This window comes from Brevibacillus sp. BD137 (genome assembly GCF_041644655.1).
Lineage (GTDB): Bacteria > Bacillota > Bacilli > Brevibacillales > Brevibacillaceae > Brevibacillus > Brevibacillus brevis_D.
Genome location: NZ_JAOTNO010000004.1, coordinates 319284 through 340363, shown reverse-complemented (window position 1 = coordinate 340363; position 21080 = coordinate 319284). Strand labels below are relative to the sequence as shown.

The 21080-nt window shown below is 41.7% G+C and carries 15 protein-coding genes and 1 tRNA gene; 6 read left to right on the top strand and 10 right to left on the bottom strand.

Translation table 11 applies throughout. The features are described from left to right. Positions 1-130: 130 nt before the first annotated feature. Positions 131-1150 (bottom strand): AraC family transcriptional regulator, encoded by a 1020-nt coding sequence (locus tag ODZ53_RS11600; RefSeq protein WP_372677112.1) that lies wholly within the window; start codon positions 1148-1150, stop codon positions 131-133. A gap of 142 nt (positions 1151-1292) precedes the next feature. Here ODZ53_RS11600 and ODZ53_RS11595 point away from each other — a divergent pair, with 142 nt between their 5' ends. Together ODZ53_RS11595 and ODZ53_RS11590 are read left to right on the top strand one after the other, a co-directional pair. Then, positions 1293-1868, top strand: a complete 576-nt coding sequence (locus tag ODZ53_RS11595) for an NAD(P)H-dependent oxidoreductase (RefSeq protein WP_372677110.1) — start codon at positions 1293-1295, stop codon at positions 1866-1868. A 194-nt stretch (positions 1869-2062) separates the two neighbouring features. Beyond that, entirely contained in the window at positions 2063-2593 is a 531-nt protein-coding gene (locus ODZ53_RS11590) for an ECF transporter S component (RefSeq protein ID WP_012685152.1), read from the top strand. 148 nt (positions 2594-2741) lie between these two features. Here ODZ53_RS11590 and ODZ53_RS11585 read toward each other — a convergent pair whose 3' ends face one another. Then, positions 2742-4073 carry an MFS transporter gene (locus ODZ53_RS11585; protein ID WP_064201308.1) on the bottom strand — a complete coding sequence of 444 codons (1332 nt, stop codon included), beginning with the start codon at positions 4071-4073 and terminating at the stop codon, positions 2742-2744. A gap of 273 nt (positions 4074-4346) precedes the next feature. On the opposite strand from ODZ53_RS11585, the gene ODZ53_RS11580 reads away from it, so the two are divergent. From ODZ53_RS11580 to ODZ53_RS11570, 3 genes are all read left to right on the top strand, one after another. Further along, entirely contained in the window at positions 4347-6062 is a 1716-nt protein-coding gene (locus ODZ53_RS11580) for a LytS/YhcK type 5TM receptor domain-containing protein (RefSeq protein ID WP_372677108.1), read from the top strand. Then, entirely contained in the window at positions 6034-6777 is a 744-nt protein-coding gene (locus tag ODZ53_RS11575) for a LytR/AlgR family response regulator transcription factor (protein WP_372677106.1), read from the top strand. The genes ODZ53_RS11580 and ODZ53_RS11575 overlap by 29 nt, the downstream gene beginning before the upstream one ends. Before the next feature lie 398 nt (positions 6778-7175). Continuing rightward, complete coding sequence (locus tag ODZ53_RS11570; protein WP_372677104.1) at positions 7176-8018, top strand: stalk domain-containing protein; 843 nt, start codon at positions 7176-7178, stop codon at positions 8016-8018. A gap of 93 nt (positions 8019-8111) precedes the next feature. On the opposite strand, the gene ODZ53_RS11565 is transcribed toward ODZ53_RS11570, so the two are convergent. The 7 genes from ODZ53_RS11565 to ODZ53_RS11535 all read right to left on the bottom strand — a co-directional run bounded on the left by ODZ53_RS11565 (position 8112) and on the right by ODZ53_RS11535 (position 19335). Next, on the bottom strand, positions 8112-8558 hold the full coding sequence (locus tag ODZ53_RS11565; RefSeq protein ID WP_064201311.1) for a cell wall hydrolase: 447 nt from the start codon (positions 8556-8558) through the stop codon (positions 8112-8114). A gap of 128 nt (positions 8559-8686) precedes the next feature. Beyond that, entirely contained in the window at positions 8687-8902 is a 216-nt protein-coding gene (locus tag ODZ53_RS11560) for a hypothetical protein (RefSeq protein WP_372677428.1), read from the bottom strand. Next, on the bottom strand, positions 8845-8967 hold the full coding sequence (locus ODZ53_RS11555) for a hypothetical protein (RefSeq protein ID WP_372677411.1): 123 nt from the start codon (positions 8965-8967) through the stop codon (positions 8845-8847). Before ODZ53_RS11555 ends, ODZ53_RS11560 begins: the two co-directional genes overlap by 58 nt. A gap of 422 nt (positions 8968-9389) precedes the next feature. Beyond that, positions 9390-9530: a hypothetical protein gene (locus ODZ53_RS11550; protein WP_372677102.1), complete on the bottom strand. Its 141-nt coding sequence runs from the start codon at positions 9528-9530 to the stop codon at positions 9390-9392. A gap of 982 nt (positions 9531-10512) precedes the next feature. Beyond that, positions 10513-15525, bottom strand: a complete 5013-nt coding sequence (locus tag ODZ53_RS11545; RefSeq protein ID WP_372677100.1) for a sacsin N-terminal ATP-binding-like domain-containing protein — start codon at positions 15523-15525, stop codon at positions 10513-10515. A gap of 971 nt (positions 15526-16496) precedes the next feature. Continuing rightward, positions 16497-16572 (bottom strand) — tRNA-Ala (locus ODZ53_RS11540). A gap of 171 nt (positions 16573-16743) precedes the next feature. Next, entirely contained in the window at positions 16744-19335 is a 2592-nt protein-coding gene (locus tag ODZ53_RS11535; RefSeq protein WP_372677098.1) for an Ig-like domain-containing protein, read from the bottom strand. Between the two features lie 180 nt (positions 19336-19515). Between ODZ53_RS11535 and ODZ53_RS11530 the strand changes: the two genes are divergently transcribed. Continuing rightward, positions 19516-20157, top strand: coding sequence for a YdcF family protein (locus ODZ53_RS11530; RefSeq protein ID WP_372677096.1), 642 nt, complete (start codon positions 19516-19518; stop codon positions 20155-20157). Here the strand turns inward: ODZ53_RS11530 and dnaI are convergent. After that, positions 20134-21066 carry a primosomal protein DnaI gene (gene dnaI, locus ODZ53_RS11525; protein WP_372677094.1) on the bottom strand — a complete coding sequence of 311 codons (933 nt, stop codon included), beginning with the start codon at positions 21064-21066 and terminating at the stop codon, positions 20134-20136. The two genes, ODZ53_RS11530 and dnaI, sit on opposite strands and share 24 nt — an antisense overlap. Positions 21067-21080 lie beyond the last annotated feature (14 nt).

The window sequence follows — 21080 nt, the reverse complement described above, 5'->3', positions numbered from 1 at the left end:
GATTTTACCTCGTTTATTTATACTGTACGGTCGGAATAAAAAAAGTGTACACCATGATTTTCCAATTTGTCAAACAATGAGGCTCCACAACACAAAAAAACACGCTTACGCAGCGTGTTCGATCATACCGTTACATAGCAAGCGCTTGGCGACTGATCCGATATTGCCCCGGTGTCAGCCCCGTCCATTTCTTGAAAGCATTTTGAAAGGCACTTGGATCTGAAAAATGCAGCAAATACGCAATCTCTCCAATGGAATGCTCCGCTTGCTGTAAATACCCCATCGCCATTTCTTTGCGGACATTCGTGGACAATTCATGATAGGAAGTGTCCTCTGCCTTTAGTTTCGCTTGCAGGGATCTCGTACTCATATGAAAAGCAGCGGCAGTCTGCTGTAAGGTTGGAAAAGCCGCAGGCATACATCCCATCATCCATTGAAACACGCGGTCCGAAAATTCCCGCTCCCTGTTCAGCCTCTCTCTAATTTCTTCTGCGATTGGTTCGAAAGCTTTACGCAGCCGGACATCTGAATACAGGATCGGGTATTGCAAAACTTCCTTGCCTACCAAGAGCCCATTTTCTTCTTCACCAAAGTGAGGCTCCATCCCGAACAATTTCAAATACGGAGCGATATCATCCGTAGCGTCGTGTGTGAAATGTATGGACTGTAACGGAATAGCGCGATGACTCATACGAACGATTAAGTGGTACAAGGAGCTGACCATATCCTCCATGCAGTGTCGAGACACGCTCCCAGGGCTTTGTCTATGAAACCGCAGGAAAACATCCTTCCCCCGCTCTTCCCAATCCAGCTCGTACCCGCTGCAAAGAATCACGTGATACCGCTGATAAGCCTTCCATGCATCGACGATTTTTTCCGAATGCATCATGACATAGCCAAGGATGCCCAGATCGGCAATATCCGTTAACTGTCCTTGATGCAGTCCGAAATGATCATCCTGCGTGTAAATGGCAGCTTCTTTCATCAAGCGCTCGAGCTCTGCTTCATCAATCCGCGCCTCTACATCCTTTAGCAAGCTACTGTCGAAAGAAATATGATCACAAAAACGCTCAAAATCAAGCTTCTTGTGAGTAATTGTTTTCATAATCGGATACACCATCGAAATCGCAAACCCATGCGCATTTTCCAAGTACGGAACCTCCTTTGCGTGAATCCACAACATTTATGCGCCTTCGATCATTCATCTGTTCCATTCCACACGATATGCTGAATACAGTTCAGTTTACCACGATCTGTCGGTTATGGAATCAACTCTACAGGGGGATATGAAAATGAACATTCTCGTTATTATCGGACATCCAGATCCCGAGAGCTATTGCTCCGCGTTGGCGCACGCCTATATGCAAGGAGCCGCAGGCAAAGCAGCACAGATTCGCACCATTGATTTGAGCCAAATCGCTTTCGACCCAAATTTAAAGTACGGATATCGGAAAAGAACAGAGCTGGAGGATGACCTAAAAGAAGCGCAGGACCTCATCCGTTGGGCGGATCATCTGGTCATTGTCTATCCGACCTGGTGGGGTACGATGCCCGCTATCTTGAAGGGGTTTTTCGATCGCGTCCTTTTATCCGGATTCGCCTATAAATATCGGGAGGGTTCGTCACTCTGGGATAAGCTGTTAACAGGCAAAACCGCCCATGTAATTGTGACAATGGATACCCCATCTTGGTACAACAGATTGATCTACTGGCAAGCCGGTCATATCGTGATGAAACGCAACATTTTGAAGTTTTGCGGGATTAAGCCAGTGAAGACTACGGAGATTAGTGGGGTGAATGCCGCGGCGGAGGAAAAGCGCAAGAAGTGGCTGGAGAAAGTGAAACAGCTTGGGGAGAGGCTAGCCTAAGCGTACGATGAAAAAAACGAACCAGAGCGACAAAACAAAAACTCAAGCCTATTACAGCTTGAGTTTTTCCTATTCGCTTACTTATCTATTCATTGGAATGATTTACCTATGCAAATAAATCGTGCAAAGTGTATTTATTATGTAGCTGATTGTGAGTATGATAATAGTAAAAATAATAAGAAAGAGGCTATCATATGGATTCTACTTTTTCACCAAGAAAAGCAACAAAGACGAAAACCTTAGTTATTAACGCACTCTTCATCGCTTTTACGCTCGCAGCCACCATGTTTATCAATTTACGACTCCCGATCATGGGTAACGGTGGCCTCATTCATCTCGGTAACGTGCCTCTTTTAATCGCAGCCTTTGTGTATGGCAGAAAAACAGGAGCTATCGCCGGAGCTTTTGGTATGGGCCTCTTTGACCTTATTTCCGGTTGGACAGCATGGGCACCGTTTACCTTCGTAATCGTGGGTGCAATGGGCTATGTAGCTGGCCTCATCGCCGAAAAGGTGCCTGGCAATCGGGTATTTGTGTACGCACTCGCAGTTGTCGCTGCATTGGTGATTAAGATCGTGGGCTACTACTTTGTCGAGGTTATTCTTTACGGGAACTGGATTCAGCCGTTTGGCTCTATTCCGGGGAACGTTTTGCAGGTGGTGGTAGCAGCGGTTATTGTCATCCCGCTGGTGGGACGCTTGAAGAAGATTGTTGGGCAGGGTTAAAAAGAGAAAAATCGCTCAGGAGACAAGATCTCTTGGGCGATTTTTTCAGCACTCTACCAAATACAAAAACACGACCCATTGGATCGTGTTTTTTATAGTTAGGTGGGCATAACGGGATCGAACCGCTTTCAAAATGTCAGTTCACTCCCTATTGATTAGAAGCATGCTTGTCCTTTTCGGTGTTCAACTCTGCTTCGATCTGGGAGTTTTTCGACGACTCACCCATGCGCCAGTAAACGAGGAGGCTTATGGCAATACAAGCTGCTACATAGTAATAGAAGAGAGACTCGTTCCCGATGCTTTTGAACCATAGCGCGATGAACTCCGCTGTTCCTCCAAAGATCGCAACGGTCACCCCGTATGGAAAGCCTACACCCAGAGCCCGAATAGCGGTTGGAAACATCTCGGCTTTCACGATCGCATTGATGGACGTATAGCCAGTAACAATGATAAGACCAGACAGCATCAGCAGGAAAGCAACATATGGGCTAGTGGTTTGTTCCAGGAGCATAAACATCGGTACGGTCCACAATGTTCCAAGAATACCGAAACCAATCAACAACGGGCGCCGTCCAATTCGGTCGGACAGCATACCAGCAAGCGGCTGCAAGACGACGAATACGAGCAATGCGGTAAAGTTAATCCAGCTAACTATATCTTTCGGCAATCCTACCGTAATCACCATGAATTTTTGCAAATAGGTTGTGTAGGTGTTAAAGGCAATGGTTCCCCCGAGCGTAAGACCGACGACTGCCAGCACCGCCTTCGGATGCTTCATCAACTCTCGAAGTGTACCCGCCTTCTCCTTGTTTTTCGACTCCATTTTGGTATACTGCTCCGATTCGTCCATACTGCGGCGCAACCACAATACGGCCACTGCGCCAAAGGCTCCAATGATGAACGGAATTCGCCAGCCCCATGCCATCATCGCTTCTTCCGTAAGCATTTGCTGTAGGATAATTTGCACACCCAGTGCTAGCAATTGTCCACTGATCAGCGTGACGTACTGGAAGCTAGAATAGAACCCTCGGCGACCACTGGAAGCCATCTCGGACAAGTACGTGGCAGATGTTCCGTATTCCCCGCCAAGCGAAAGACCTTGAAGCAGACGGGCAAGAACGAGAATAATAGGCGCAAACACGCCGATCGTTTCATAGTTTGGTGTTACGGCAATCACCAGAGAACCACCCGCCATGATGGTAACAGACAATGTCAGCGCAGCACGGCGCCCATGACGGTCAGCGTATCGGCCCAGGAGCAAGCTCCCGATCGGTCTCATTAAAAATCCGATAGCAAAAACAGCGGCAGTATTCAATAACTGGCTGGTAGCGTCGCCCTTTGGAAAAAACTGAGAAGAGAAGTAAACCGCAAAAGCTGCATAGACATACCAGTCGTACCATTCAATCAGGTTCCCCAGTGAACCTTTAAAGATGTTGCTTGTGATTCGCCGCGTATTTTCACGATCACTCGATGGCTTCATTGTTTTGCCCCCTCCTTATGTTTGACCCGAATCCATTCGCAATTGGGATCGTTGAACCGCTTTCAAAATGAAACAATGCTTTGAAAGGGTTTACATATTTACCCGGATGGATTCTCGAAGAACTGCTTTTATTCTAAGTTGTTTGTTTTGCTAGAATCTATTGAATACTTCCAGATGTGCAAAAACGGCATCCGAGCTGCCGAAAAACCCAGTTGAGTTACATTGATTTTTCGACCAGTTCGGGCTACCCTTTTCCATAGGGAGGCGGCTGTTTTGACAATCACTATGCTTCTGGGACTGCTTGAAGACATCTCTGTAATTGCAGTCATCGCCCTTATCATCGGCCAATTAGATTACTTTCGGAACATCATGTACGGGAAAAACAACTGGATGCGGATCGTGATCCTCTCTACGCTGTTCGGGTTCCTCTCGGTAATCGGAACGGAGAATGGGCTACGGGTCAATGACGCACTCGCCAATACGCGCATTGTCGGTGCCGTAGCGGGCGGGTTGATCGGGGGGCCTGTCGTCGGTTTTTTTGCTGGCCTTATAGGCGGTATTCATCGCTATTCGATCGGTGGATTTACTGCATTCGCCTGTGCCATCTCGACCGTAATGAACGGCTACTTGGCCGGAATCGTCAGTACGAAAATGAATATGCTGCGTCTGAAATGGCAGCATATCGTAATGATTGGCGTTACAGCCGAGCTCATTCAAAAAGTCATGGTGCTGCTCATGGCCAAGCCTTTTTCAGCGGCACTTGAACTGGAAGTAAAAATCGCGATCCCAACCACAATCATGACCATTGCAGGTCTGCTGCTCTTCACGCGCGTTTTCCAAAATCTCAAAATGATGCAAGACCAGTCCGGCGCATTGGGGGCAAACCTTGCCTTGTCAATTGCAAGCCAGACGTTGCCTCATCTGCGGACGGGGCTAAATGAATATTCTGCGAAAAAAACCGCTGAACTGATCCGTGAAATGGCCAAGGTGGATGCAGTCGCCATTACCGACCGAGAAAAGCTGCTCAGCGCAAAAGGCCATGAACTGGAGAATCATGTGCAGAAAGAGACGCTGTGCGCACAAGTAGCAGAGACTGTTTTGAACCACTCTACTGGGGTATGGTGCGACAAAGATTTTGCTCTTCCGCGTCCCCCTCGCCTAAAATCGATCAGCGCCGCATCGTTGTATCATCAAAACCAGAAAATCGGGACGTTGCAATTCTACTATAAAACCTCCTCCTCTAAGACGTCCCAGACCAACGAGAAGCTAGTGGACGGCTTAGCTAAACTCCTGTCGGTCCAAATTGAACTGGCGGAGATCGAGCATCAAGCGAAAATGCGGAAGCAGGCTGAAGTGAGCGCCCTGCAAGCACAAATCAACCCGCATTTTCTGTTCAACACCTTGGGGACGATAATGTCCTACTGTCGAACAGACCCTGATCAAGCGAGAAACTTAATCGGTCATTTAAGCGACATCTTCAGGCGCAATTTGAAAAGCAAGGAAAATCATCACAGCTTGCAGGAAGAGCTGGACGGAATCAAGTCGTATTTGGAAATCGAGAAGGTTAGATTTAGCAACCGTTTAAAGGTGAACATGGAGATCGACGAATCTCTGCTAGAGTGCAAATTGCCCGTCCTGACTTTGCAGCCCATCGTGGAAAATGCCATTCACCATGGACTTTCTCCAAAAGTTAGCGATTGTCTGCTCACGATTCGAGTGGAACCGTACGACCATGAAGTGAAAATCAGCATTGAAGACAATGGAGTTGGAATCAGTGAAGAGCGTTTGGCCGAAATCTGGAACAGCCAATTGAAAGGCATCGGCCTTATCAATGTCCATTCACGGCTGCAATCCATTTATGGCAAAAAATACGGCCTCACGATTCAAAGCCAGCCTGGTTTGGGAACAGTCGTATCCTTTGTCGCTCCGTTATCCGCATTTGAAAAGGAAGTGCATCCAGATGCTCCTGAAAACGATCATCATCGATGACGAGCCAGCCATTTGTTCCGAATTGGAATATTTGCTGAAAAAGTATATTGATATCCAGGTGGACGCAATCTATACCAATCCACTGGAAGCATTGCCTCATATGATCAATTCCGAGCCTGATTTGCTTATGCTCGATATTCAGATGCCCGGGATGAATGGGCTTGAATTTGCCAAAACATTGAATCAGATGTCCAATCCCCCATTGATCGTTTTTTCGACTGCCTATCATGAACACGCTCTGGAGGCTTTTTCCACGCTGGCTGTGGGCTATTTGACCAAACCGATCATGGAATCGAAATTGGACGATGTGATCCAAAAAGTGAGGACACTGAGGAAGCGATCAGCCATGAATGACCGCATCGCGACAGTTCCCCTGATGGAAGAGCATGTCTGCATCCGGAAGAGCAATAAGATCATCCCGATCCCTGTAGGGCAGATTTACTTTGCGTTTGTGCGGGAGAAAGATTTATATGTGGCGACAAAAGAGGGTATCGATAAGTGCGACTTGTCCTTAAATGAGTTGGAGGAGATTTTGAATCGGTCCCGCTCTTTCTTTCGAAGTCATCGGAACTATATTTTGAATGTGAAGCATATTAAAGAGATTATTCCGTGGTTTAATCATACGTATTTGATTAAGATGAATGATGATAGTCAGACGGATATTCCTGTTAGTAGGGGGAGGATGAAAGCGTTTCGGGGGTTGATGAATTTGTGAGTTTTTGGGAGAAGAAGATTGCTGGATGGAGCGGGGGGAGAGTATCTTTTCGCTCCGTTTTTCATAGAAGCGAGATCAGATGCTCATGCAACAACATTTAACCCCTTATCAAATATTAATGTGGCATCCTCTTTCCCAGACCTCTGCAGTACTAGTTTTTTTATAATGATTCCAAACTTATTCACCCTTCCCACCTCCCAAAATATATTCCTTTTCAAATTCTCCCTTCCATAACCCTACATTTTGTCTTTTCGTTTCACTTAAACCTTTTAGGTAGAAAGTGATATTTGAATAGGATACGAAAAGTGGTACCATAAATTTACAGATCTTGAATGGAATAATGCTACGCACCATGTTCAATGGGTTGAGTCGAACAAAGAAATAAGAGGAGGACTAGAATGTTACCTAAAAAAACAAAGTTCATTATTGCTTTATCGCTTTTCTCAATCGTTTTCTTTAGTTTTTGGATGAATGATAGTAGTGCCGTACAACAAAAAATAGCTATTTATCTGAATGGTAAACAAAAGACCGATTGGGATCCCCAATTCATAAACGGGCGCGTGTATGTACCAGTTAAGTTAATGGCGGAATCTCTAGGTTCTAAAGTAAGTTGGGATGACAAGAAACAGACAGTTGATATCAACACTGATATCAAAATGATCGCTTCTATTCCAGAAGAAGAAATTTACTTATATGCTTTAAATAAAGATAAAGATACAAACATGTATAAGGATTTAATTGTAAGCATCAATGGGGTTAAAAAAGTTTTTGATTGGGAAACCATTGCAATGATTACAGATTTACCCGAATTGTTTTATTTAGATTTAAATAATGATCAAAAAAAAGAATTGGTCATTCTTTTAAGTAAAGGTCGTGGGACAGGTTTTACTAGCAAAACCATTCATATTATAAACCCTGAAAACTTTACTGAGTATCCTATAGAAAATCCATTAGATATAATGAAAAACCATGTTACAACAAAAATAATATCTGATACTGAAGTGGAAATAAAAATAGGTGAAACAATTTCAACTATAAATTTAAAGAATACCCCTTCTCCTGAGAAAATTTCTGAAATCAGTTATGAAAATTTCATTGATTATGAAATCTTTAATCATACAATAAAGGCCACTGTTGGTGTGGAAGGTGATTATTTGCAATATATAGGGTATATAACGATTGAATATTATTTTAATGATGGCAAATACAAAATGAAGAATATTTCATTTTCACAAAATTAGCATGGCAAACGAATTAAACAACTGTATATGAACCAATAAGGGAGTGCCACCAGACTACAAAAAGTAGTATGGGGCACTCCCTCGTGTTTATCTTTATTTATAATTGAAAAACCAATGGTCACCCAACTGAAGGATATCTATTGCTTTCGAAGATTTAGGTTTATTAGGCAAGAAATATCGCCGATTACCAATCGGGTTATCCTCAGTACCCAAATTCGACGCGATATAAAGTGCATCCTCCCATGCCTGCGAATTTAATTTTGGTTTCCGTGCCCTTGACGTTGTCATACCTTCAAATTGACCTCTTTTTAACAATACCTCTTCATATGTTTTACCATAAGTCTTGCCATTGTTATAAGCTTTTCTATTTTTAGCTACATGTGCGACTCCTTGTTTGCCTTCATACTCTTGGTCTTCGGCCTCACTATAAATCATTCTTGCAAGCAAATCTACGCTATCTCGTCCTTCAAATTCTTTAAAATCCCATTTGTCTTTTGTATCTCCCTTGTTCTCCAATGGTTCCCCGTATGGATATGCCATTCTACATTTCTCCTTTTTGAATGTAATTGATAAACGACTTTCTGACCGGTCATCGTCGCTTTCACCTATCTAGGAAAAAATCACGGACAAAACGGAACAGCTTTTCTAAAAAATTTTAAAAAAGATTTTCATCCCCTGATTCTCTCGATGAACTGTGCTGTAATCTCCTGAATCCCCTCTTCTTTCGGAAGCTTTAGAAAACCAGCTAAAGAGTCAATTTCAGGTTGCATTTCCTGCAAGACTTTGAGTAATGCTTCATTGTCTCCGTTTTTTGCTTGCTCGACCATTAGACTGAATGCGTGGTTAGGTAATTGTGTAGTTTCTTTAGACTCCGATTTTTGCATTGATTCACGCCTCTTTCCCCGATGTCTAGGTCTTCCCCAACCTCTCTTGCTGTAAAGCCTTCCAAGATGATCTTGCGGATGACATATCTTTCTTTTTCATTGGGTAGTTGCCGTAACAGTTCTTCTACATAGAGACTATCGTCGCTTCCGATTGTACTCTGCTGCTTGCCAAAGTCGTCCAAAATCGGGCATTCGTTACGTAGCCTCTTTCTTTCTCGATAATTCAAGTTCCAAGCTATGCGCCGCAGTATTTGTCTACACTCTTCTTTCGTCAATCACTCACCTGCTTTCAATTACTTGAGATCACAACAACAAAACAGTCAAACAAGATCGTATGTTCGTTTTTTAGGCAAAAAAATAGACGCACCAGTTTCACACTGGCACGCCTCAACCCTCAATTGCCCATATCTATTTTACCAAATATTACAATCCAATTACCGAAAACGCCTGTTATGTAAGCTTTTGTAAGTAAATGCAATGCAGATACTTATTGCAGAATAGATTCAATCCCGTTTAGAATCTGCATTTGTGCTTCCTCGCTGATACCAACATAAGTACCCGCAGCAGCTAACACTCCCGTAATAATAAGCAACACAGATTTCTTATGCTTTTTCAGAAAGTCTTTCATGATTTAACAGCTCCGCTCAGCTTTACAGTTCTGTTGGGATCGTCCCACTCAACTTGTAGGTCGAGTATAGTAGCAAGCTCACGAGCAGGAGCGTAAGCCGAACTCGATTAATTCAATTAAAAAACAAAAAAACGGCATCTCTGCCGTTTCCGAAGTCGTTATATGGTGGAGCATAGCGGGATCGAACCGCTGACCTCTACACTGCCAGTGTGGGGAGAGTGGGGATGAGAAATAAGGAAAAAGCGGGAGAAAGCCTTGCTCCACAAGGCTTACGAAAGTTAAGTAGTTTTTATGATCGAGATTTTCGAGAAGCTCAAAAATGAAAAAGTGTGACCAAAAATGTGACCAAGATAATGTTCTGTCCACGGGTACATTGCCTATTTGATCCGTGTCGGTCTAGGTGGGCTAAACCTTGATATATAAGGCTCTTCCCCAATCGAGCCTGGTTCTGTTTGGTTGCCATTTGCTAGTAACTGACTGCTTTCGTCCCCAACATATTACATGGAGGGTTTATCCATACCATCACTTTCTATCAAAACTGGGTAAGTTCTTGATCATTCTGATTTGTAGAAATGGCTATCTTTGGTGTATGACATGAAAAAAGCTAAAACTTTCTGTCGAGAATTTGAGCTTTTTTCGGGGTTATTTCGTAACGGCGCGGCGCATTCCCTTGTATTCTCTGATACTGTCTCTGAGATCGGCATTAAATTCAATAACGGAGATAAGCTCGTAAAAAGCTTCAGTATCGGCGGAGATGAGTATTCGTTCCGAAAACAGGTAAATGAAATGCATCGAATGAAAATTAATCTGGCTCACCCTAATAACAATTAAAATAGGGGACGTGAATTGCTCGCGTCCCCTTTTCGTCCACAATGACTCTTTGTACTTACTCAAAACCCTTATAAACCAAGGACGCAACACTCTCAACATGCCCCGAGTGGCTATCACAGATGAAATTATGACTCTATTCCATATATAGGTATTAAATTTTTATTTCTGCAATTACATTTTCATGGCTTGCATCTAAAATCGCTTTGGGATTTTGATTATATCCAAGTTCTTCTTTTGTATATTTAGATACACTACTTGAAAGATAGTCCCTCAATAATCTATCTGTAATATATTTATTACTGTGTATGACTTCTGACACAGCACCACTTATTGCATTAACTAAATGATGAGTCCATATTCCATTATTCAAGATATCGCTGGAATAAGAACTTTGTCCTGGTTGGCAAGATAGAAATGTTGCATAGTATGAAAAATCATTAGTAAGTAATTCTAGCTCCTCATCATTAATATTAGTAATTTGACTACGCTCATTTTCATCCCGAATGCTTTGGGCACAAGCATCGATAAAAATAAGTGCATTTTTACATTTAGATTTTCGTAAAGGGTCTAGTAGAATTTTACGCAATGAAACCGCAGTTTCCGCTATATTGTGTTGGTGCATATCATAAGTTGACAGGTAATTCGTTATACCATTATGAAAACCATGTCCAACATAATAAAAAACTAAACGATCTTCCTCTGTTAAAGAATAAAATAAACTAGTTAAATCATACTCTAGAGTACTTTTCAACGCTTCTTCATCCGTAATCATGTAAATATCATTTTCATCTACATTCATCGAGTTAATCAACATTTCTTTAAATTTACGTGCATCATTAATAGCATATTTTACGTTTGAAATTTGATTTTCTTGTCTAGGTGCATAGTTTTCTATTGCAATAATAATTGCTATAGTTTTTCTATAACTAGACACACTTAATGTAGTTTTATCAGCTAGTGACTTATTTTCTAAGACACTAACTGATCCTTCTCTTACATACTTTTGATTTTCTATCAAAATATCATTGACTGCTTTTTCTGTTTGGATTACAAAAACGGATTTTTCTCCGCTTTTTACCCAGTCATAAGTTACTGTTGGTATTGGTGAAAGTAAGGAAATTGCTTTATTTGTAATTTTAGCAACTTGAAAATCAGCACTAAGTCCAACGATTTTATTTGAAGTAGGTGAAATTTCTTTAAGTCCAAAAATCAATGTTCCTCCATTCGTATTAGCAAAAGATGAAATAATTTTTGCTATTTTTTGTGGAACATATGGTATAGCATTAAAATCTAATACTTCAGATTTGGGCTCACATAGCAATGTTTGTAGTTCGGTGTCTTTAACATCAATATTTTTAATAGGAATTCTATTAATGCCAGTTATTTTCAGAAGTTGCCCAAATGTAATTTGTTTAGGTGGAGTGATACCATCTTCACACCAAAGTTCAGCATCTACATATTCAAGAACATCAAATTCAGAGGTATAAAAAATCAATACTTTATTATCATCAGAGGGTCTCGCTACTACAGTTATTTCATTACCATTTTTTTTAATACCACTGATAACACTCTCTGCAATACCATCAATATGCGAACAATCGTATTCCGGTAATCCCTTAAGATGTTCTATTACGTTTGTTACCGCTCTTGGAATAAGTTCTTTTATATACTCCCGTCGACTATAATCATGCTTTGTCATATGAAAAAATTCAGGGGATATCCTTTTCTCTTTAATTGCAGTATCAATATCTGCAAATGAATTTACTTTTTGATTTTTTGCTTCAACTTCAAAATTACGTCTTATTTCAAGAACTTCTTCTGGTATGTGGAGTTCTTCCTGCATAAAGTACTTTTGAATTTCATCAACAGTAGATCTAAGTAAAAAGTCTAGTTTCTTATCATTTCCAACCAGATTAAAATATCGACATAAAACTTCAGATAACTTTAATAATACACTATTAGCATTCCAAGGATTTGTTACATAAAGACTGGTTTCATTAAAATGAATATTGACGTTCTTGCTAAACTCAATTTCTTTATAGGTAATTTTAAGTTCTTCAGCCTGAAAGATATTCAAGGTTTCAATTTTGTCTTGTAGGTTTTCTACGCTGTCTCTTGTATTAATATCACTATCTTCATTTTCAATCCATATTTTAAAATATGGAATAATAATCTTCAATTGAGTTTTCAAGTTCGAACAAACTTCTTCTTGAGTGTGTACTAGTTCAAATTCACTTTGTCTCAATAACTGTACTTTAAAGTGTTTTAAGAACCTTTCTAGGTTAGGATTTTTTTTATTTTCAGCACTGAGCATGATAAAACAATACTGATCTTGAAAAATGGCTTCATTACCATCTAAGAAATATTTGAGAGTGTTGCATTCTGTGAATTGTGTTTTCGTATTCAACAACAGCCCCGTATCAGCCCATTCTTCAACTTTTGAAATATCATCAGTGCTCCAATTAGCACATTGTGCCAATAAAGCGGAGTAAACATCTTGGATTTTTTTTGAATTATCATTCTTTATGCTTCCATTAACGTCAATATCTAATGAAACTTTACTGAGTAAATCTAAGTAGTCTGATACCTCGAAGTTTGTTCGAAAATTAAAAAAAGCTCTCCAATCTGCAGATAATTCCGGTCCATTGAATACTTTCAAATATTTTCCTGAAATTGCTTTGATTTCTTTAGTATTAAGTAATACAGAACCTGCAGTTTCACATTCTCCAGAAAGAGTAGGAATACATTTAATGTTGTTAACAAACCATGGGACATAGTTTTCGACTGGATCACCGCTTGTTCGTCCAGGTCTATGCTCATTTCCCCAATATGCCGTTGCTGGTTCTTTAATTATATTTGGTGAATAGTTTTCTATAAAATCAGACCAAAATTTGAAAGCAAATTTAAAGTTATTTTCTGTTAGTTGAATAAAATTCATAGTTATTATATTGCTAAACTCATCCGCTGTAAAAGTAGTATACCAAGGGGTAAACTTCTTATCCGTAGTTTCAAAATATTTATTATTAAACTCCACATTGATTAATACTGATTTAGAAAGTTTATTTTTGTATGGTAATGTTGTAATTCCTTCTCGTACCCCAAGCATCTTAAAAAATCGTTTCCATTCATCCTTTTCAAGGACATTTTCACAATATGATTCATTTATAAAAATATCTTTTTCTATTATTTCTTCAATTTCTAGCCTTGGTTTATAATAATCTGAAAAAAAACAATCCTGGGCTGGACACAGATCATCACTTTGAGTAAGAAGTTTTACTTTCGATAATTGTTTTATTAATTCTTCTTTAAGGTTTCCCTTTCTATACAAACTAAACAAATCTCGAACTGTTTGTAAGGCATTCTCAGGTGTTATATAATTATCGATTTTTGGTAAAATATTCTGAGTTATATAAGTAATATCTGTTTTTTCATTTACTCCTAAACTCTCTAGCCAGTGCCTACATTCTGAATCCTCATAGAGCCAAGCCTGCAAATCTCGATGCAAAAATGATAAGTCACTGTTAGGATTATCCCAGTTTTGATCATCTGCTGTTGGAAAGCATACTTGATATGGGTAATTAATCTTATTCTTATGATCCCAAATAAACGGAAGTTTCATGAGCACTTCTTTTGAAATATCTTTAACCTGACCAGATTCACAAATTTTTTTGAGATGTTTTATAAGTTCAATATTATAAGATATAGAATGAGTATTAGTAAAATATGTCGAAGACAAAAAAGACCCAAGGTGTTTCCATTCAAAACATGAAGAACCAAGACTTCTTAATTCAGAAAAATAACTACAATTTTCAGCGAATTTTTTCGTATTTTTCTTATCAATAAATTTTTGAATAGGTTCTTCTCCGATAAAGGATTTCTCAGATAAATAGGTGAAATCAACTATTGTCTCTTCAATTTTAATTAAGTGTCCCTCTCTAGAAATAACAAATGGGATATCTTTTTTAGCTTCTTTAATTCCTTCATTAAATTTTTTCCCCAACTCGTCAAGGGCGGTATCTTTAGGTATTAATTGATATGCTTGAAAACGAACCTTAGTACTCACTAAATTTGCGATCCATTTGAAAATCTCAATGGCAATTGTTTTAAAAATCCATTGGTTCCATTTTGAATCAGCATGAAGCGATTCACGATTTGCAGTAGTTAGAAAGCTTGTGTTAACAAGCACTGGAAAATGATACCTTTTCTCACCAGTTGGTAAATATGAATATAGAAGGTTTTCTTCACTAGAGAGTTTAGTAATGCCATTACTACCCAATTTGGCAGCTAACGATAACTCTATAGAATCAGCATTTAGTAATTTCTCTGGAATATTTCGTTCATCTTGTAGAACAGCTTTTACGTCTCTAGGAACAGTTAAACTAACAGTATTTATCATCCAGTCGGTTTTTGAACTGTTCCCCTTCTTTAAAGTTATCCTATCATTTTCTATTCGATTGATTTCAACAGAAACTAATTCTGTTATATCAAAATTAATTTCCGATATATTTTTAAGAAATAAAAACATGTTTAAGTTTTGAGATAGACTTTGTGCAGCTTGACTTGTCTCACTTACACTCTTCATCTGAATTATCGTTGCAACATTTGCCTTTTTATCTTCAAGAAATTGATTAATTGGCTCTGATACTTCTTTTCTTTCTGTATATATCGGGATTATTTGCCAAGGAAATTGAAATTCTCGGTCATTTTTTTTTTCCCATATTATCTTTGATTCCTCCCATTTCCACTCAAATGAATAGGATGAATCAAATCTAAAATATTCATCTTTTGTAAATATCATTACTTTATCAGATTGTCCAAAAACTGATTTAAAACCAATGCCTTTATAGCCTGTTTTCGTTAAATCTGATTTTTTCGTACCGTTGTTTACATTGCAAATTCCTTGAAGATCACGAGAAGTGAAGGGTTTTCCAGAATGAGCAACGACTAAGTTATCGCCAAATATTTTTATCCATACTTTAATTTCTTTACCCTCTTGAGAAGAATCATCTGCATTTTGTAAAAGTTCATAAATAAATCGCTTTGAATCTGTATATAAGTCACCCGATAATGCATTAAGTGAACTTGCTTGGTTTACTGCTTGTGTAGGATTTGCATAATTGGTGTTATCTAAAAATATTTTTTCAATGTCTGCTTTTAAACTCATTTTTATCTCCCTTTCGCCTCTCTCGCTTGCGGCATATAAAAAATATTTCGTATAAATAGCTCTGGTGACGTTCTCACTGAGAACCCATGCATAGGGATTGTGATACAGTTCAATATACCTACAAAATAATGATAGTCCAATCCTTAATATAAATCCACGGAATTTTCCCAATTCAAACAAATAGAAAGACTCCTACCAATTAGGAGTCTTGACTTAATTGTATAGTTTATACAAGCACCTTATCCATCTACCAGACCTCCAACCATAACCCACATCACATAAACGAATTGACTGACCCACAGGTTGAAGTTAATCTTGATACCATCTCTACTCGCCAATGTTCGTTCAAAGTATCATTTACTTTTGTTGGGTTGAAACTTTGGAGACACTTTGTGCTCTTTAAAGTACGTGGGTTAAGCTAACAAATATAGCCCGAACTTAAGAGAATTCGGGCAGTCAGTCTTTTTCAAACAGGTAAATGTGGCTTCAATATCTATTCCCTAATGAGCAACACTCCACATGCCACGTCTACTGGAACATAGGTTATTTGGTCCCCCTCTGACATAGCAAACTGAAACCTTGATTTATAAGGGTTTTCTCGATTTGCGTATGGTTCCGTTTGGCTGCCGTTTGTTCGAAATTGGTGGCTTTCGTCCCCAATCCGTCCCCAAGTGCACCCCATAATACTTATTCTCATGTATTACCAACTGTTCATAAAGAGACCGCTAAACAATTTGGCAATTTGTTTTTTGGATAATGACATGAAAACTCGCTCAGTCACATGATTATGGACTGAGCGAGTTTTTTTATGATCGAAAATTATATATCCCTGATCGGTCGATAGATATCCTAATAATGAGCAAAAAAGCCTGAAAAAATACGCAGTGTGACCACAGCCGAATACAAAAGAATCATTTTCTTATCAGAAATACAAAAAACGCTCGGAAATCCAAGCGTTTCAACTTTTTTTATGGTGGAGCATAGCGGGATCGAACCGCTGACCTCTACACTGCCAGTGTAGCGCTCTCCCAGCTGAGCTAATGCCCCATATGTATGGTACTTCCAGCGTTTACCGCCTCAGTGAAATCAGTATAGCATACGCCAGCCGTACACTGCAAGCGAAAAAATCAGATAAATCCCCGTCCCTGCTGAAAAAACTCAAAGAAAAAAAGCCAACCGATCCACCCGATTGGCTTTCCTCTTTTCCCTACGAACCCACTATCTCACAGTCACCACAATCGGTGTCTTCTTCCCACCATATTGCACGTAAATCGTCGCTTTACCCGACCCTGTGGCCTTGATGACGCCGTCTTTCACATCGGCTACCAACAGGCGAGTAGTGGTCCAGAGAGCTGGCTTGGAGACATTTTGCTCGGAGCCATCCATGTACGTCGCGATGGCGCTCACTTGCTTCGTTTCACCTTTGTTCATCACGAGCTGAACGACATCTGTCTTCAAGTATTTCAACATATCAACATCGACTGGGATGGACACGCTCTTGTCGTTGTACCTAGCTGTAACTGTCGTTTTGCCGTAAGCACGTCCTGAAACGAGGCCTTTGGCTACGTCAGCTACCTTGTAGTTGCTCGTCTTCCAGTCAGCCAAATTAGTAACATCCATGGTGCGGCCATCAGAGAAGGTAGCTGTCAAGGTTACTTGTACGTTGCTGTTCGACTTCGTAGATACAAAGCGCTTGTCTGCCTCCAGCTTGCTCACGATTCCGACTTCTACTGGGATGCTGATCGATTTCCCGCCGTATTTCGCGGTGATCGTCGCACGGCCGTTTGAGAGACCTGTTACACGGCCGTTTACCACATCCGCTACTTTCAGCGAGGACGAGGACCATTCTGCATCGCTGGTCACATTGTCCGAATTGCCAGCAGAGTTTGTTGCGCTCAGCTTGATGTCTTTTGATTCATTGACGTTCAAGATCAGCATGCGAGGATCAACAGAGAGGTTCGTCGCTTGGTCTACTTCCACTGCAATTGAAACCGACTTGCCATCGAAGGTACCTGTTACGGTCGTTTTCCCTGCTCCTGTCGCCGTGATCTTCCCGTTCATTACTTCTGCAACAGCAGCAGAAGCTGTGCTCCATGTCGCTGTATCTGTTACATCCTTGTTCGTTCCATCTGCGTAAGCTGCAGTCAGCTTAACCGTTTCGGACTTGCCATTGGCGAGCACGATCTTTTTCTTGTCTACGGTCAATGTCTGCATGACGCCAACGGATACGGAAATGTTCACTGTGCGTGTTCCGTATGTAGCGGTCACGGTCGCTGAACCTGTGGACACACCCGTGATCAAGCCTTGACGCACGCTTGCTACGTTAGGTGCACTCGATGTCCAAACGACTTTTTGTGTGACATCTTCAGCAGAGCCTCCACCTGGATACGCAGCCTTTACCGTTACTTGCTTCGCGCCACCCACGGGGATTGCTACTGTTGTGATATCTGCGGTCAAGTTTTGCGGTACATCTACATCGACAACCAGTGTCGCTGTTTTTCCGCCGTATTTAGCCGTTACATTCGCTGTTCCAGACTTGTACGCGGATACGGTCTTGCCATTTGCAAATACGACATCTGCATTATCCGAAGACCACTCTACTTTTGAAGTGACCTCTTCACTTGTACCGTTTGCAAAGGACGCGTTTACAATTACGTCTTTCTTATCCCCGCTTTTCATCGTCAAGAAAGCAGGATTGATATACAAGGAACGGGGTACTTCTACATCTACACGTACCTGAACAGATTTGTTTCCGTATTTCGCAGTAATCACCGCTTCACCGGACTTCACCGCATGGATTTTTCCGTTGCTGTAGTAAGCAACATCCTCGCGATCCGAGGACCATTCGGCCTTATCGTTCACCACTGTGGAACCGCCATTATTGGCATAGGTTGCCTTCAGCTCGATGTCTTCTTCCTTGCCTACATTCATGAAAATGTTTTGCTTGTTGAGTTCCAGCTTTTGCGTTGTATCCACATCGACTTTGATCGTCGCTGTTTTTGTTCCATACTTCGCCGTAATGGTTGCTGTACCCGCGCCATAAGCCTTGATCGTACCTTTGAGCGCATCGGCTACGGCGGTATTGTCTGAAGACCATTCAGCCTTGTCGGAGACGTCTTCCGTTACACTTCCATCCGGGAAAATAGCCTTGAGTTTGATTGTTTCTTCGCCGTTCAGCAAGAGTGAAACCTGGTTTTTGCTAGGCTCCAATCTGTGTGCAATCTCGACGTTTACAGAGATCGTTGTTGACTGGCTGCCGAATTTTGCTGTCACTGTACCAGATCCTGAATTTAGACCTTTGATTGCTCCATTTACTACAGTCGCAATCGCAGGATTGTCGATGGACCAATCTGCTTTAGTGGTAACGTCTTCTGTTGTCCCATCGCTGTATACTGCTGTCAGCTTTACATTTTCCGTGCTGCCAATTCTCACGTTCAACGTTTGATCTTCTGTTGTCAGTGCCTTTACCTTTTTGGTTACAGTCACACCCACTACGACAGGCTTACCCATGTAAGTAGCTGTAATGGTAGATTTCCCTACCGATTTGGCTGTGATCTGTCCGGCATAAACAGTAGCGATATTCGCGTCCTGTGTCGTCCATTCTGTCTTGACGGTGACGTCTTCCGTTTTTCCGCTCACATAAATAGCGGTAGCCGTCAGGTTAGTAGAATCTCCGTTTTCCAGTGTTACCTCGTTCTTGGACAGAACGAGTCGGCTGATTTCATCGGCAGCCAATCCTACCCCTGCGTTTCCAGTCCCCACTAATAGAAAGACGGCCAGAAACAAGAGCATCGTTTTTTTCCAGAACATTGCTAGCCTCCCTCGCAAGTATGAAATTTGCTGTTCTTCGAAACCATTCCACCATTACTATATCGGCAAAGTGCAAGAAAGAATTTACTAGTTTTTCGTGTCAGGCAGATGTCAAACCTTGTAACTAGACCTTATTTCAAACGTCTAAATAGAGAGAGACTACAAGGGAGATTTCGAAGAATGAAAAATCGAACGATAAACGCACAGCGTCCTTACTGGCGCAGGATATGGATCTTGTTGGAGCTTGTCATCCTTCTCGGTCTACTATGGTCGGGCTACAACTGGTACCGCATCGAACAGACAATTGAGAAGGCCAACGCACGCCACGCAACCGTCGGCATTGTCCTCGGTGCAGCTGTCTGGGGTGAGGGACCTAGTCCTGGTCTGCGCGAGCGTCTGGAGCAGGCGGCGATCCTGTATAAAGAAGGTTATGTATCGAAGCTGTTGGTCACTGGCGGCCTTGGTGAAGGCAAAACGATGACGGAAGCTGCTGTAAGCAGAAATTACTTGGTGGCCAAAGGAATTCCCGAAGAGGACATTTTGCTAGAAAGCAAGTCTACCAGCACATACGAAAACCTGCTGTACGGTCAGCAGGTCTTGGAGGAACATCATATTCAAGACGCCCTGATCATCAGCCACGACTACCATTTGGCCCGTGCCATGGTCATGGCTGATTCACTGGGAATTGTCGCCTCGCCTGTAGGAACGACGTCACACGTCCTGTTTGGACCGTATCATAAGGCGAGAGAAGTACTCGCCCTCACGTACTGGGAGCTCTCTCGCCTCTTTACACACGTGCTAGGAACGGTGGTTCTCGCGTAAAATTTCATACACATCGACAAAATGGCGGATTCGCTCCATGATGCGAGCCGCTTTTGTTTGTTCGATCCGATTTCCGTTGGAGATAGACATATGCTCTTGCAGTTCATTCAGCGCGTAGTTTGAAGTAAACAGCGTAGGCAAATGGTTGTTTGCCCGCTGATTCAGTATAACGCCCAAAATCTCGTCCCGAACCCATGGCGTCAAGTTCTCCGCGCCGATATCATCGAGGATCAGTACAGGTACTTCTTTCAGCAGCTCCAGCTTCCCTGCGTACGATTGATCCGAGATAGAGTCCTTCATCTCCCGGATAAAGTCTGGCACATAAACCAGCAAGGAAGCGACGTTGCGCTCCGAGAGCTCGCGACCGATTGCTCCCATGATGTAGCTTTTTCCAACTCCAAACGGACCGTGCAAATAAAGCCCTTTTACCCGCTCGCCTGTTCCGACTTTTTCACAGAACTGAATCGCGGCATCTACGGTAGCCAAATTCCCGGAGTCAATGACCAAGCCTTCAAAGCTCGCGTTCAAGGTCTCTTCGGAAACGTAATAGCTGCGCATCAGTCGACGGCGGCGAATCTCTTCCTCGTAAGACAGTTGCTTGGAACAAGGCGTCATCGAGCTGATAATATGCTGGTGAGCGAGCTCCAAATGAGTGCTATGCCCCTTGACCAAATTCGGGCATTCGCCAAGACCCGGACAACGCTCACACCAATACTGCTCCTTGACTGCCGTATAGATATTGGAGAGCGAGCGTAGGTAATCGTCCCTGGTCAATGCGGGGTGCTCTTGTTGAAATGCTTTTAAATACGCTGACGAACGGAACATTTTATCTAACTGCTGATCCGGTGTCAGCAACTGACGCGGTGTTCGTTTGGCGAGCTCTTGCATAAACTCACTGATAGACTCCACGTTCCCTCACACTC